Origin of the sequence: Arthrobacter sp. NPDC080031, from assembly GCF_040702485.1 — a bacterium.
Classification (GTDB): Bacteria; Actinomycetota; Actinomycetes; order Actinomycetales; family Micrococcaceae; genus Arthrobacter.
Map to the genome: position 1 here is coordinate 203,609 of NZ_JBFBLA010000006.1, position 13,444 is coordinate 217,052.

At 62.7% G+C, this 13,444-nt stretch carries 16 protein-coding genes; 8 read left to right on the top strand and 8 right to left on the bottom strand.

Annotated elements, in window-relative coordinates; genetic code table 11:
• Positions 1–22 precede the first annotated feature (22 nt).
• Positions 23–826, bottom strand: a complete 804-nt coding sequence (locus tag AB0323_RS07310; protein ID WP_366176720.1) for a general stress protein — start codon at positions 824–826, stop codon at positions 23–25.
• 76 nt (positions 827–902) lie between these two features.
• Between AB0323_RS07310 and AB0323_RS07315 the strand changes: the two genes are divergently transcribed.
• From AB0323_RS07315 to AB0323_RS07325, 3 genes are read left to right on the top strand one after another with little or no spacing between them, the layout of a single operon-like run.
• The gene (locus tag AB0323_RS07315; RefSeq protein WP_364532998.1) at positions 903–2,186 is read left to right on the top strand and encodes a CBS domain-containing protein; all 1,284 of its coding nucleotides are present in this window, start codon (positions 903–905) and stop codon (positions 2,184–2,186) included.
• 49 nt (positions 2,187–2,235) lie between these two features.
• Complete coding sequence (locus tag AB0323_RS07320) at positions 2,236–2,874, top strand: DUF1003 domain-containing protein (RefSeq protein WP_366176739.1); 639 nt, start codon at positions 2,236–2,238, stop codon at positions 2,872–2,874.
• A gap of 11 nt (positions 2,875–2,885) precedes the next feature.
• Entirely contained in the window at positions 2,886–4,013 is a 1,128-nt protein-coding gene (locus AB0323_RS07325) for an Mrp/NBP35 family ATP-binding protein (RefSeq protein ID WP_366176721.1), read from the top strand.
• 3 nt (positions 4,014–4,016) lie between these two features.
• On the opposite strand, the gene AB0323_RS07330 is transcribed toward AB0323_RS07325, so the two are convergent.
• Genes AB0323_RS07330 through sigE form a run of 3 tightly spaced genes read right to left on the bottom strand, consistent with a single transcriptional unit; the run spans position 4,017 to position 5,994 of the window.
• Entirely contained in the window at positions 4,017–4,400 is a 384-nt protein-coding gene (locus AB0323_RS07330) for a twin-arginine translocase TatA/TatE family subunit (protein ID WP_364532994.1), read from the bottom strand.
• A gap of 31 nt (positions 4,401–4,431) precedes the next feature.
• Positions 4,432–5,313: a hypothetical protein gene (locus AB0323_RS07335; protein ID WP_366176722.1), complete on the bottom strand. Its 882-nt coding sequence runs from the start codon at positions 5,311–5,313 to the stop codon at positions 4,432–4,434.
• 36 nt (positions 5,314–5,349) lie between these two features.
• Entirely contained in the window at positions 5,350–5,994 is a 645-nt protein-coding gene (gene sigE / locus AB0323_RS07340; RefSeq protein ID WP_234748318.1) for an RNA polymerase sigma factor SigE, read from the bottom strand.
• A 259-nt stretch (positions 5,995–6,253) separates the two neighbouring features.
• Between sigE and AB0323_RS07345 the strand changes: the two genes are divergently transcribed.
• Positions 6,254–6,886: an O-methyltransferase gene (locus AB0323_RS07345; RefSeq protein WP_366176724.1), complete on the top strand. Its 633-nt coding sequence runs from the start codon at positions 6,254–6,256 to the stop codon at positions 6,884–6,886.
• Positions 6,887–6,961: 75 nt separating this feature from the next.
• On the opposite strand, the gene AB0323_RS07350 is transcribed toward AB0323_RS07345, so the two are convergent.
• From AB0323_RS07350 to AB0323_RS07365, 4 genes are all read right to left on the bottom strand, one after another.
• On the bottom strand, positions 6,962–7,129 hold the full coding sequence (locus AB0323_RS07350) for a DUF3117 domain-containing protein (RefSeq protein WP_009357720.1): 168 nt from the start codon (positions 7,127–7,129) through the stop codon (positions 6,962–6,964).
• Positions 7,130–7,359: 230 nt separating this feature from the next.
• A complete protein-coding gene (locus AB0323_RS07355) occupies positions 7,360–8,601 on the bottom strand; it encodes a hypothetical protein (RefSeq protein WP_366176740.1) in 1,242 nt (413 codons plus the stop codon).
• A 35-nt stretch (positions 8,602–8,636) separates the two neighbouring features.
• Positions 8,637–8,972 carry a DivIVA domain-containing protein gene (locus AB0323_RS07360; protein ID WP_366176725.1) on the bottom strand — a complete coding sequence of 112 codons (336 nt, stop codon included), beginning with the start codon at positions 8,970–8,972 and terminating at the stop codon, positions 8,637–8,639.
• 37 nt (positions 8,973–9,009) lie between these two features.
• Complete coding sequence (locus AB0323_RS07365) at positions 9,010–9,810, bottom strand: TIGR00730 family Rossman fold protein (RefSeq protein WP_364533773.1); 801 nt, start codon at positions 9,808–9,810, stop codon at positions 9,010–9,012.
• A 235-nt stretch (positions 9,811–10,045) separates the two neighbouring features.
• Between AB0323_RS07365 and AB0323_RS07370 the strand changes: the two genes are divergently transcribed.
• The 4 genes from AB0323_RS07370 (at position 10,046) to AB0323_RS07385 (ending at position 13,315) form a co-directional block, all read left to right on the top strand.
• The gene (locus tag AB0323_RS07370; protein ID WP_364532987.1) at positions 10,046–10,801 is read left to right on the top strand and encodes an amino acid ABC transporter ATP-binding protein; all 756 of its coding nucleotides are present in this window, start codon (positions 10,046–10,048) and stop codon (positions 10,799–10,801) included.
• Between the two features lie 50 nt (positions 10,802–10,851).
• A complete protein-coding gene (locus tag AB0323_RS07375) occupies positions 10,852–11,754 on the top strand; it encodes a glutamate ABC transporter substrate-binding protein (RefSeq protein WP_366176726.1) in 903 nt (300 codons plus the stop codon).
• A gap of 62 nt (positions 11,755–11,816) precedes the next feature.
• The gene (locus tag AB0323_RS07380) at positions 11,817–12,464 is read left to right on the top strand and encodes an amino acid ABC transporter permease (protein ID WP_366176727.1); all 648 of its coding nucleotides are present in this window, start codon (positions 11,817–11,819) and stop codon (positions 12,462–12,464) included.
• Positions 12,461–13,315: an amino acid ABC transporter permease gene (locus AB0323_RS07385; RefSeq protein ID WP_366176728.1), complete on the top strand. Its 855-nt coding sequence runs from the start codon at positions 12,461–12,463 to the stop codon at positions 13,313–13,315. Before AB0323_RS07380 ends, AB0323_RS07385 begins: the two co-directional genes overlap by 4 nt.
• The last annotated feature ends 129 nt before the right edge of the window (positions 13,316–13,444 follow it).

Consider the following 13,444-nt stretch of genomic DNA (forward strand, 5'->3'; position numbering starts at 1 on the left):
TTCGGCCCCTGTCCCGCAATAGCTACTGCTTGGCCGGGTCCTCACCGTTGGCGGCTTGCTCGCCGGTTCCGGGTTCGTTCACCCGTACACCGTACTGCGGGCGGCCGTCGGGAAGGTCCGGGTAGCGAACGCCGGCAGGCCGCGGGGCCGGGGCAGGCTGGGCGGGCTCGCCGGCCGTTCCCTGTCCGGCTTCGGGTCCACGCTGGCCATAAGGGTCCTGCCAGGACGCTGGACGTTCCGGGGCCGGGCCCTGTGGTGCGTTCGGATGGACCGGCGGGTTCCGGTAGTCCTGCGGCGTGTATGCCTGCGGCGGCCGGCCGAAGGCTGCCTCGGAAGGATTCATCGGCAGCTGGTGAAGGAGACGGCGGGCTTCGTGTGATGCCTCAAGCGCGACAATGACGTCATAGTTCGTCGCCACTACCTGGCTGGTGGAGGTGAAGTCCCGCTTCCCGCGCTGCGCAGCGTAGGTGACGATCCCGAAGAGCATGAAGAATGCCGCACCCATGAGAACCGACGTCACAATCGAGAAGGGGCCGCCGGCCGGGGTAAAGAACGAAAGCATGACGCCCACGAACAGGCCGAACCACATACCGCTCAGGGCGCCGGACAAAGCGACCCGGGGGTAACTGAGCCGTCCCGTGACCCGCTCCACCATTTTGAGGTCGTTTCCGACAATGGAGACATGCTGGACGGGGAACTGCTGGTCGGCAAGATAATCCACCGCCTTCTGGGCATCGAGATAGGAAGTGTAAGAGCCCACAGTGTCGCCCTTGGGGACGCTGCGGGATTCCTCCGTGGCCTTAGGGGCACCGAAAATGTTCGCCATACCCCCATTCTGTCCCATACACATGTGAACCGGCTGAAATTCAGCTAAAAGAGAGCAGACTCGGTAGCCTGTAAGGGTGAGCACAAATCCTTCACGCATCTTTGTTGCGCGCTTGCTCGGCCTCGACGTTTTCGACCCCCTGGGCGATCGCCTGGGCCGGCTGCGCGACGTCGTGGTGCTCTCCCGCGGCTTGCGCGGGGCGCCGCACGCGGTGGGTATCGTCGTCGAAGTTCCGGGCAAGAAGCGCGTCTTCGTACCCATGACCAGGCTGACATCAATGGACCAGAGCCAGATTATCTGCACCGGCCTGGTCAATCTGCGCCGCTTCCAGCAACGCGGTGCTGAGCAGCTGGTGGTCGGCGAGCTGTTCGACCGCAAGGTGACGCTCAAGGACGGCAGCGGCGACGCCATCATCGAAGACATCGCCATGGACCAGCAGCGCAATGGTGACTGGCTGGTCTCCAAACTTTTCGTTCGACGCGGGACGTCTACCTCCAGGCTTCGGGGGCTGCGCCGCGGTCACACACTGCTGGTGGACTGGGCGGATACGCTGCAGGGCTCCGAGAACGATCCCCAGGGCGCCAGCCACTTCGTCGCCACGCACGAGGACCTCAAACCGGCCGACTTCGCGGACGCGCTCCAGGAGATGTCGGACAAGCGACGGATCGAAGTGGCCAGCGAGCTGCAGGACGAACGCCTCGCCGACGTGCTCCAGGAATTGCCGGAAGAAGACCAGGTAACCCTCCTGTCCGCCCTGGACAACGAACGCGCAGCCGACGTGCTGGAAGAGATGGACCCGGACGACGCCGCGGACCTGTTGGCAGACCTGCCTTCCGCGAAGGCCGAGGAACTGCTGCTCCTGATGGAGCCCGACGAGGCTGACGACGTCCGCAGGCTTCTGCAGTATGACGAAGACACTGCCGGCGGCCTCATGACCCCGGTCCCCGTCATCCTGCCCCCGGAAGCCACGGTCGCTGAAGCGCTGGCCCATGTGCGCAGCGAGGAGCTCTCACCCGCCCTGGCCTCGGCCATCTTTATCTGCCGTCCGCCGCTGGAGACCCCCACGGGACGTTTCCTCGGCGTCGTTCACATCCAGCAATTGCTCCGCAGCGCCCCGCCCGAACAGCTGGGCAGCATCGTGGACAAGAACCTTGAGCCGGTTTCCGATCACGCAAGCGTCAGCGAGGTCAGCCACACCATGGCCTCCTACAACCTCAACTCCCTCCCGGTCGTGAACAGCGCCGGTCGCCTCGTGGGGGCGGTGACTGTTGATGACCTCCTGGACCATTTGCTCCCGGACGACTGGCGAACCCACGAAGACGGAGCCCCGATCAGGAAACTAGGAGGCCGAATTGGCTGAGAAGCCCACCAGCGGAGGACTGGACACACCGCTCGAGCTGCGTTCGCGCATGTTGCCGAATTTCGGCAGCGATCCCGATGCCTTCGGCCGATTTGCCGAGCGCTTCGCCCGGTACATGGGTACGGCGAATTTCCTGTTCTACATGACGATCTTCGTGATCGTCTGGATCGCGTTCAACGTTGTTGGCCTCTTCGGCTTCCAATGGGATCCCTACCCGTTCATCCTCCTCAATCTTTTCTTCTCCACGCAGGCCTCCTACGCTGCGCCCCTGATCCTGTTGGCCCAGAACCGCCAGGATGACAGGGACCGCGTGACAATCGAGCAGGACCGCGCCCGTGACGAACGCAATCTTGCGGACACCGAATACCTGACCCGCGAGGTCGCGGCTCTTCGTATCGCCCTGCGCGAGGTCGCCACCAGGGACTACGTGCGTGCCGAACTCCGCTCGCTGCTGTCGGATCTGCTCGAAGCCCAGGAAGAAATGGGCACGAACAATCGCGATGGCGCGAACAATGGCGAGAAAGCCAAAGACAAGGCCAAGGAAAAGCGCGACAAACAGCGTAATCCCCGCACACAGCAGATCCCGAAAATCCACCCTGCGCATTCCAGCGCAACCCAAGCAGAATCCGGACTCTCAACAGTCGGCACCTCGCCGAGCCCGGGTTCCCCCGCCCAGCCTGAAAGCTGAACATCCAAGCCATGAGCACACCATCTGCCGAGGCCCTCAACGCTGCCTTGGCAACCGTCATCGATCCCGAACTCCGCCGTCCCATCACGGAGTTGGGGATGCTGGATTCGGTCGAGGCCAACCCGGACGGAACCGTCCGGGTTGCGGTGCTGCTGACCATCGCCGGCTGCCCCCTGCGTGAGACGATCACGGCCGACGCCACCGCTGCCCTTGCGAGGGTTCCGGGCGTGACGGGCGTCGAGGTCGAACTCAAGGTGATGACGCAGCCGCAACGCGACGCCCTCAAGGAGCGGCTGCGGGGCGCCGGCGGACAACGCGGAATCCCCTTCAACGAGCCGGGATCCCTGACGAAGGTCTTCGCCGTCGCCAGCGGCAAGGGCGGTGTGGGAAAGTCCTCGGTGACGGTCAACCTTGCGTGTGCCCTCGCTGCGCAGGGACTGCGCGTAGGAATCGTCGACGCCGATGTCCACGGTTTCTCCGTCCCGGCCCTCATGGGAATCACGCAGCAGCCCACACGGGTGGACGACATGATCCTTCCGCCCGTGGCCTTCGGCGTGAAGGTGATCTCGATTGGCATGTTTGTTTCCGGAAACAAGGCGGTGGCCTGGCGCGGGCCCATGCTCCACCGTGCACTGGAGCAATTCCTTACGGACGTCTATTTCGGCGATCTGGATGCCCTGTTCCTGGATCTTCCGCCAGGCACGGGCGACATCGCCATCTCGGTGGCGCAGTTGCTTCCCAACGCTGAAATCCTCGTGGTGACCACCCCGCAGGCCGCTGCGGCGGATGTTGCCGAGAGGGCCGGAACCATCGCAACGCAGACCGGCCAGAAGCTTGCGGGAGTCGTGGAGAACATGTCCTTCCTGGAGATGCCCGACGGCGGCAGGATGGAATTGTTCGGAAGCGGCGGCGGGCGGGTGCTGGCTGAGCGGTTGAGCGCCGCCGTCGGAACCGACGTTCCGCTGTTGGGACAGATCCCCTTGGACATCCGTCTGCGCGAAGGCGGAGACGCGGGCCGCCCCGTGGTGTTGACGGCTCCGGAGACGGCTGCCGCACAGGCACTTCAGGGCATCGCGGGCAAGCTCAACGCCAAGCCGCGCGGCCTCGCCGGGATGTCCCTCGGGATCCAGCCAAAATAGCTTCTAGGTGGCCTCAGCGTCGAAGGGTGCCTTTTCACCGACGGAAAGCCGTTCAACAACCCGCTCGGGAGCTTTTGCCGGGGTGTCCACGGCTGCAACAGCGGCGGGCGCACCGTCACTGACGGGCTTCGTGTCGTCGTCGAGCAGAGCTTCCTTGATGATCCGGCGCGGATCGTACTGGCGCGGGTCATACTTCTTCCAGTCGACTTCATCGATGTCGATGCCGACTTCTTCCTTGATCTGTTCACGGGCACCGGACGCCATGCGCCGCAGTTCCTTGACCAGATTCGTCAGCTTCCGCGTGTATTCAGGCAAACGGCTGGGGCCGATCACGATGACGCCGATGATCAGCAGGATGAGAAACTCCGAGCCATTGATTCCAAACACGTATCGAAGATTACCTTGTCCGTTGGTCCGCTCAGAAACCCGCGAGGCCCGCCAGGGCATGGAGTCCCCGTTGCAGCCGTTCATTCCAGGTCTCTGAACTGCTTTCTGCGGGCCGGCCCACCACCAGCGAATCGCCCGCCTTCACGAGCTCAGGAACGGCCCCCGCAGCCTGGTTGGCAGGCATGTCGGAGGAATAACGCAGCACGGCCACCGGCGAGGAGTAGACGGCTTGCCACGGGGCACCCTGGGTGATGGAGAGCTGGGTCCCGGAAGCGCCGCTGCCCTCCAAGTGCTGCTCCACGAGGGTGGCGTGGTGGTCACCGTCGCTGAGGTGCAGTTCAACGGCGGGGTGCCCGTCCTGCATCAAGGCCCGGGCGGAAACCACGTGGTATCCCATGCTTGCCATCTCGGGACATGCCCAACCGTCTCTGCGCAGTTCGGACAACTGCTGCTCGCTCAGGCTCACCGTCCCGGCTACGCTCACGGGCAGACTCAACTGCGAACCTGTCACGGGGAGTTGCTCTCCGGCGTTTCCGGGCACGGTTGAACTGACCAGGGTCCGGACTTCCTGCTCTCCACGGTTGGACGCCTGCGGCGCAACTTCACCGCCTAGCGCGTAGGCTGCAACCGCCAGGATTCCGGCACTCACGGCGAGTCCGCCGGCCGCGGCGCTGGCAAGCCGGATACCGTGCCACACGCTTCGCTGGGGCGCAGGGCGTTCCGGAAAATCGGTTTGCGCCAACCGCTGGGTGTGTTCGATCAGCCTGTTGGTGAAATCCTGGCTGGCCTCGGGGACGGCGGCACGGCGAAGCCGTTCCAGGTATTGGCGTTCCCGGAGTACCGCGGCGTGGCATTGAGAACATTGCTGCAGGTGGCCCGGGGCGCGGCTGTGCCGGATATTTCCCCGAGTCAAAGCACCGCGTCGTCCTTTCAGTAAACCCATCGGCGACTAAAGGAGTCCGGCGATGCGCGGCATCTTGAGCCGGGGTTTGCGGGCTTGCACTGGACGCGGGTCCCGGTGCGCCAGCTTTTCACGGAGCATTGTCCGTCCGCGGTGGATGCGGGACCTGACTGTCCCCAGTTTTACGTCAAGTGCTTCGGCAACTTCGTCGTAGGAAAGGCCTTCAAGATCGCAAAGCACGACGGCGGCGCGAAAGTCCGGGGGGAGTTCTTCCAAGGCGCGCTGGACGTCAAGATCGAGGTTGTTCAGCTCGAAGCTCTGCTCGGGACCGGGTTCATGCCCGGGCAGCCGGGATTCGGCGTCTTCGGCCAGGGCATCGAAGCGTATGCGGCTCTTCCGACGGGCCTGGTCAAGGAAGAGGTTGGTGGTGATGCGGTGCAGCCAGCCGTCGAGTGTGCCTGGCTTGAAGTTTTCGAGCGAACGGAAGACCCTGACGAAGACTTCCTGGGTGAGGTCCTCGGCGTCGAACTTGTTTCCCGTGAGTCGGTAGGCAAGGCGGAAGACCTTGGCGGAGTGATTCTCCACCACTTCCTCCCAGCTTGGCCTGACCCATTCCTCGGCCGGAGGGGCCGTGTCGGTGGAACCCAGGACTGCTGCCGTTGTCTGGACTGGCGCAGCACTTGATGCCCGCATCGTCCGCTCCCCTCAAACTGTTTGTCATCCTGCCGGTCACTCAGGAGTTCGTTGCCGGCCCTCGCTTGGATGGCTGGATATTTATCATCCCAGCCTTGGCTGAGATTTTGCTGATCACAGGCAGGCTTTTCCCGCAGAGCGAACATTGTCCGCAAGGACACGCGGGAAGACACAGAATTGCGGGCCGCAGGCGTCCGGGCCGGGCGGCCCGTAGCCAGTAGTCTGGAAGCAATACCCCTCTGCCTGGAAAGCGAACCCCATGAGTGCCGACAAGTCAACCAGCTGGTCCTACGCAGAAGATCTGCCTGCCGAGGACGACGTGTTGCTTCGCGCCCGTGAACGCTCCTTCGAGCTGGGCGTCACTCCTGTGAGCCCCGGCGTCGGCGCCGTCCTGACAGTCCTGGCCGCGGCGTCGAAGGCCCAGACTGTTGTGGAGGTGGGCTCCGGGGCAGGCGTCTCGGGCGTGTGCCTGCTGCGGGGCCTCAGTCCGCAGGCTGTCCTGACCACTATCGACGTCGACGTCGAGCACCTCAAGGCCGCCCGCGAGGCCTTCCTGGAATCCGGCAGTCCGGCGAACCGGACCCGGACAATCTCGGGCCGTGCGGCCGACGTCTTGCCGCGCCTCACCGACTCCGCTTACGATCTCGTGTTCATCGACGCCGACAAACCCAACTTTCCCGGTTACGTCGAGCAAGCCATCCGGCTGCTCAAGTCGGGTGGAACACTGGTCATCAATGACGCCCTGGACAAGGACAAGGTTTCCAACCCGGCCGCCAGGGAAAGCACCACCGTCGTGTTGCGCCAGATCGGCAAGGCCATCCGCGACGACGAGCGGCTCTCTTCGGCGATGCTTCCCACAGGTGACGGCTTGCTGGTGGCGGTAAAGAAGTAGTCGGCCAGCCATCGCTTTCAGGCTTAAACATGAAAGCAGGGCGCCGGCTCGTCTGCCGGGCCCTGCCCAGTGAATCTATTCTGTGACGCCCACGAGGCATTCCTTGAGGTTCGCCGCCTCTGCTGCGTTGAGCTCGACCACCAGCCGTCCTCCGCCTTCGAGCGGCACACGCATGATCAGGCTGCGGCCCTCTTTGGTTACTTCCATAGGGCCGTCGCCAGTACGTGGTTTCATAGCCGCCATTAGGAAAATCCCCTCCAGTTGTCCCAAGTCCCGCCAACCCGGCCGGGCTGGCTCCGCGTGGAATTTACGGCGTCGACAGTCATGGCAGTTCAGTCGTCGTCGCCGGGCACCCGAGGGTGCCTTTGTCCTTGCTTGTGTCCATTATCTCGTAATTACCCGCCCGTAGCTAATTGATGGACTTTTCCCGGCGGGCCGCGATCGGGCCTGAACAGGCTAAAGGACGCGCGGCATCACGGCGGGTAGTCGCCGCCGCCCGGCAACTGCGCCCACGCCCACAGCCAGACGATCCATACGATCTGGAGGAGGAAGAACATGACCACCACCGTGCCGCGGTAGGCCTTCGAGCGAGACAACCAGGCCGCGCTGAGCGCCAAGGGGAACAAGGGCAAGAGCATCCGGAACGTGCTTGTCTGGGGGTGCAGGAAGACCAGAAGGTAGCCCATGTAGCACGTGCACCATAGCCTCAGCTCGGTGCCCAGGGCCCGGACTGGTTTGCTCAACATCAGCAGGGCAAAGAGCGCCACGAAGACAAACGGCGCCAGAACACCGAGCACCGGTCCGAAGAGCATCTGGCCAGTCTCGAACCATGGCTTGAACGGAATGAGGTCGGCCCCGCGCCAAACAGTCTCGGTCTTGGTGTAGGCCAGCGGATCCCCCGTGACTGCCCAGGCAATGGCCGGCCAGGCGAGGGCGCCCGCCACGCTGACCACCACAAGCGCGGCCAGCGATCCAAGGTCACGGAGCGTCGGCACGGTGTCGGTCGGCACGGTGTCCGTCGGCACGGCGTCGGGCCCTGGGCGGCGACCGAACCTCTTCCACAAGTGGTGGAGCAGGAGCAGCCCCGCCATGGCCGCGAAGGGCACTCCCGTGGGCCGCGACAGGCACATGAGCAAGACCACGGGCATCGCGCCAAGATACTTGCGTCGCACCACAAGCAAAAGCGAACCCGCCAGCAGCAAGGTGTTGAGGGATTCGGCATAGGGGACCTGCAGTATGGCCGAGACCGGGAACATCGAGAAGAAGGTCAGTGCCCACAGCGCCGTGCTTCGCCCGGCGAATTCCCGGAACAGTTTGTAGACCACCATGGCCGCCCCGAGCCCTGCCACCATGGCAATGGCTGTCAGCGCCGGCAGGGCCGCCAGTCCAGTGAGAGCACCGAGCGCCCTGGCAAGGTAGGGGAAGAGCGGATAGAACGCCCAGGAATTCTCGGCGACACCGCCGTTCGCATCGACCGGCAAAACAGACGGATAGCCGTTGTTAACTGCTTCGGCGTACCAGCGCCCGTCCCAGATCGTGATGAAGTTCCAGTAGTCCGGTCCTGGCGGAAACCACGGATTGACGCCTTGCTGCAACGCCGCAGCCATGAAGATACAAGCGCTGACAAGTCTCGAAGCGATGTAAACAAGGGCGACCTGGACCCACCACGGCCAGCCCGCGGCGTGGGCTCCCAAGCGGTGCAGCCTTCGGGCCAGGGATCCCTTCGGGGACCGGGTTTGGACTGACGGGGTCACTCTTTTGGTTCTTCCCGGTTCCCGGCTGCTTCAAGGGCCAGGTTCAGCCGTTGGATTTCCTTCTCTTGGGAGGTCAGCTGATCCCGCAGCTCATCGAGCACCTCATCCACCTGGTCCATCCGGTAGCCCCGCAGGCCAAGGGCAAACCGCACGCGGTCGACGTCGGACGCCTTGGCTCCGGCTGGCAGCAGTACGGGCGGCAGGTTCGGAACGGGTTCATCCAAACCGGCGCCGGAGTCGCGGCTGGACCCCGCCATTCCGGCACCGAGGAACAACACGGCACCGATGACGACAATCGCGAGAAAGACCAGGAAAAAGCTCACAACAACCATCGTGCCAGACTCAGCTGAGAGCTCGGCGCCGGCAACGCTACTCCGGGCGCTGGTCGCCGTTGGTCGAGGGTGGGCGCGGGATTCCGTGCAGGACCCGGTGAACGGCGTCCGCGGGATCGTCCACAAGCTGGATAAGGTCCAGGTCCTTTGCGGAGACCATGCCTTCGGCCACGAGGGTTCCCTTGATCCATTCGATCATGGGGCTCCAGAAGTCGACACCCAGAAGGACGATCGGGAACGATGTCACCTTGCGGGTCTGCACCAGGACCATGGCTTCGAACAGTTCGTCCAGGGTTCCCAGGCCGCCCGGCAGGACGATGAACCCTTGCGCGTACTTGACGAACATGGTCTTCCGGGCGAAGAAGTACCTGAAGTTGATGCCAAGATCCACCCAGCGGTTGAGGCCCTGTTCGAAGGGCAGCTCGATTCCCAGTCCAACGGAAACGCCGTTGCCTTCGACCGCTCCCCTGTTTGCGGCTTCCATGGATCCCGGGCCACCGCCGGTGATGACGGCGACGCCGGCTTCCGCGAGGTGGCGGCCGACCTGCACGCCCATATCGTAATAGCCGGTGCCCGGCTTGGTGCGGGCTGAACCAAAGACACTGACAGCGGGGCCGAGCTCAGCGAGCGCACCAAATCCTTCAACGAATTCGCTCTGGATCCGCAGGACCCGCCACGGGTCGGTGTGAATGAAGTGGTCGGCTCCCTTCGTGTCCAGGAGCCGCTGGTCCGACATCGGCACGGCGGCCTGTTTGCGCCGAAGCTCCAAGGGTCCTTTGTGCTTGGCGGGCGGCTCCGCGGCTACGGCCGGAGCTGACGCTGCCGATCCGTTGCTCATGGCCTTGCCATTGGCGTCTGGATTAGGAACTTGGGGCTGGCTGGTACTCATTGACCAAGGCTAGCGCGGATGGCGGCTGCTGCCGTTCCGGCGTGGCCCTGTTGTTTGCGGTGTTGGCTGTTCTACCCACCAATTGCTGTCAGATACCTGCAAAGCAGGTATCTGTTGAATCACGATCTGCGGAAGTTGCTGTGAGCTGCCTCATCTTGAATCATTTCTTCGCTAGATTCGTCCCATGACTATTCAAGCCGCCAGCGATGCCCTCGTCTCTCTGAATGGCGTCAACAAGCACTTTGGTCAACTGCATGTCCTGAAGGACATCAACCTCCAGGTGAAAAAGGGTGAGGTTGTGGTTGTCATCGGGCCATCTGGTTCGGGCAAGTCCACGCTGTGCCGGGCCATCAACCGCTTGGAGACCATCGATTCAGGCGAGATTTCGATCGATGGCAAGAAGCTGCCTGAGGAAGGCAAGGAACTCGCCCTCCTCCGGGCCGACGTCGGGATGGTCTTCCAGTCCTTCAACCTTTTCGCCCACAAGACGATCCTGGAGAACGTCACGCTGGGACCGATCAAGGTCAAGAAACTGGACAAAGCAACCGCGGACAAGGACGCCATGGCGTTGTTGGAACGGGTTGGGGTCGGGCAACAGGCACCCAAGATGCCTGCACAGCTGTCCGGAGGCCAACAACAGCGCGTGGCAATTGCCCGGGCGCTCGCCATGAAGCCGAAGGTCATGCTGTTCGACGAGCCGACCTCGGCACTTGATCCGGAAATGATCAACGAGGTCCTGGACGTCATGGTCCAGCTGGCCAAGGAAGGCATGACCATGATCGTGGTCACCCACGAGATGGGCTTTGCGCGCAAAGCTGCCGACCGCGTTGTCTTCATGGCCGATGGCCAGATTGTGGAAGACGCCAAGCCGGAGGAATTCTTCACTAATCCCCAGAGCAACCGTGCCAAGGACTTCCTCTCCAAACTCCTGACTCACTGACACTTACCGCATCCAGGCCGCGGGGGTGGCCGCACAATGAAAGGAATATCATGAAGGCTTTTATCACCCGGAGGAAATCCCTCCTGGTCGCTGCAAGCGCGGCGCTCGCCCTTTCCCTGAGCGCCTGCGGTGGGGGCGGCGGAGGTTCCACCACAGCGCCAAGCAGCGAGTCCGCGCCGTTCACGGTGGCCCAGAACGTGTCCATTACGGGCAGCCCCACGTTCGACACGATCAAATCGAACGGAAAAATCAGGATCGGCGTCAAGCAGGACCAGCCTGGCCTGGGCTTCAAGGACGCCGCGACCGGCGAGTACAGCGGTTTCGACATCCAGATTGCCCAGTGGATCGCGGCATCGCTCGGTTTCTCCAAGGACAAGATCGAGTACAAGCCGATTCCTTCCGCCAACCGCGAGTCCGCCATCACGAACGGCGACATCGACTACTACGTCGGCACATACTCCATTACTGACAAGCGCAAGCAGCTGATTGATTTCGCCGGTCCCTACTTCGTGACAGGTCAAGGCCTGCTGGTCAAGAAGTCCAACACGACGATCAACAGCGAGAAGGACCTGTCCGGGAAGAACGTCTGTTCAGCCACGGGCTCAACTCCCATCCAGAACATCAAGGCAAACTTCCCCAGCACCAAGACCACCGAGTTCGACACCTACTCGCAGTGTGTCGAGGCCCTCAAGAGCGGCCAGGTCGATGCTGTGACCACTGACCAGGCAATCCTGATCGGCTATGCCTCCCAGGACGCCGATAACCTCAAGGTCGTCGGCCAGCCGTTCACCGTTGAGAAGTATGGTGTGGGCTTGAAGAAGGGCGACACCGCCTTCCGCAAGTTCGTGAACAAGATGTTCACCGATGGCGGCTCCGTGTGGCAGAAGATTTACGACTCCACGTTGGGACAGTCCGGCACCAAGGTTACCCAGCCCGCAGTGGACAACTACTAAACCCATGTTGAGGGGGCGGCCATCGGCCGCCCCCTCGAATATCGGCTGAAAGCGACCATTCTGTGAATACGCTGCTGAATAATTCGGACCTTTTCATCACAGGGTTCCGGAACACCCTCATACTTTTCGTCGTTGCCGGGTTCTTTGCGCTGATCCTGGGCACCATCGTGGCGACACTGCGTGTTTCGCCGATCCCGGCGATGCGCGCCGCGGCCACGTTGTATATCAACGTTGTACGCAACACCCCGTTGACGTTGGTCTTGTTCTTTTTTGCCCTGGGCTACCCGAAGCTCGGTCTCGTGGAAATTGATTTCATGACCGCTGCAATCGTCGGCCTGAGCCTGTACACCGCTACTTATGTGGCGGAGGCTGTACGCTCCGGCATCAACACGGTGCCTGTCGGTCAGGCCGAGGCCGCGCGCGCCATCGGCCTGCCGTTTACGCAAACCCTGACGCTGGTGATCCTCCCCCAGGCTTTCCGCGCCGTCATCCCGCCCATGTTCAGTGTGTTCATTGCATTGCTCAAGAACACCACCGTGGCTGCCGGCTTCTCGGTCGCAGAAGCCGGAGCCATCCGATCGAATCTTTCCGAGCGCGGCGAGCCTGCCATGGCCGGGCTGCTATGGGTCGCACTGATCTTCGTTCTGCTCGTTTTCATTCTTTCCTTTGCCCAGCGGAAGCTCGAAAAGAAATGGAAGGTGGCCCGATGAGCTCGGTCCTTTTCGACGCCCCGGGCCCAAAGGCCCGCGCACGCTACCGGATCCTCGGCGTCGTGACTGCTTTGGTCATTATCGCCATCGTCGGATTCATCGTCCTTCGCTTCGCCCAAAGCGGCCAGTTCGATGAGAAGAAGTGGCACTTGTTCACCTTCCCGCTGGTTCAGCAGACCATCATCCAATCGGTGGGTGCCACGCTTTCGGCGTTTGCCACGGCGGCCGTGCTCAGCCTGGTGCTGGGTGTCTTCCTGGCCTTCGGCAGGCTCTCCGACCGCAAGTGGATCAGCTTGCCCTGCTACGGGTTCACGGAACTCTTCCGTGCCATTCCTTTGCTGATCCTCATGATGATCTTCTACTACGGGCTTCCTCCGCTCGGCGTCCAGGGGATCACGCCTTTCACGGCAGTCGTTGCAGGCCTGGTGCTCTACAACGGGTCAGTGCTCGCTGAAGTCTTCCGCGCCGGGATCGAAGCGCTCCCCCGCGGCCAAAGCGAGGCCGGCTACGCCATCGGACTGCCGAAGAGCGCGGTCATGACAAACATCCTGCTTCCGCAGGCGGTCCGCTCAATGCTCCCGGTGATCATCTCCCAGCTCGTGGTCATCCTCAAGGACACGGCTTTGGGCTTCATCGTGACCTACAACGAGATCCTCTTCCAAGCGAAGTACTTCGGAAGCCAGGCCCAGTACGGTTCGCCCATCATTCCTTCCGCGATCATCGCCGGTGTCCTGTACGTCGGAATGTGCCTGATCCTGGCTGGAATCGCCAAGTGGCTTGAAAGCCGGATGCGCCGCAACGTCAAAGTGGCGAAGGTGGCCAAGTCGGAAATTGTGGCAATCGAGGGCTGAATAGCTCCGACACCGTGGGTGTGGCCCGTGGGCTTGGTTCCGGAACCACTGGAAACCGACGGACACCAACCCCGTTCAGCTGATTGCCGGTGGATCCGGGATCGTGCCGCTCATGTCCATGATCCGCGC

Coding starts and splice junctions, on each gene's coding strand:
- AB0323_RS07385 (WP_366176728.1), top strand. CDS start 12,461: ATGAGCTCGGTCCTTTTCGACGCCCCGGGCCCAAAGGCCCGCGCACGC.
- AB0323_RS07360 (WP_366176725.1), bottom strand. CDS start 8,972: ATGGTTGTTGTGAGCTTTTTCCTGGTCTTTCTCGCGATTGTCGTCATC.
- AB0323_RS07370 (WP_364532987.1), top strand. CDS start 10,046: ATGACTATTCAAGCCGCCAGCGATGCCCTCGTCTCTCTGAATGGCGTC.
- AB0323_RS07375 (WP_366176726.1), top strand. CDS start 10,852: ATGAAGGCTTTTATCACCCGGAGGAAATCCCTCCTGGTCGCTGCAAGC.
- AB0323_RS07345 (WP_366176724.1), top strand. CDS start 6,254: ATGAGTGCCGACAAGTCAACCAGCTGGTCCTACGCAGAAGATCTGCCT.
- AB0323_RS07310 (WP_366176720.1), bottom strand. CDS start 826: ATGGCGAACATTTTCGGTGCCCCTAAGGCCACGGAGGAATCCCGCAGC.
- AB0323_RS07325 (WP_366176721.1), top strand. CDS start 2,886: ATGAGCACACCATCTGCCGAGGCCCTCAACGCTGCCTTGGCAACCGTC.
- AB0323_RS07365 (WP_364533773.1), bottom strand. CDS start 9,810: ATGAGCAACGGATCGGCAGCGTCAGCTCCGGCCGTAGCCGCGGAGCCG.
- sigE (WP_234748318.1), bottom strand. CDS start 5,994: ATGCGGGCATCAAGTGCTGCGCCAGTCCAGACAACGGCAGCAGTCCTG.
- AB0323_RS07320 (WP_366176739.1), top strand. CDS start 2,236: ATGTTGCCGAATTTCGGCAGCGATCCCGATGCCTTCGGCCGATTTGCC.
- AB0323_RS07350 (WP_009357720.1), bottom strand. CDS start 7,129: ATGGCGGCTATGAAACCACGTACTGGCGACGGCCCTATGGAAGTAACC.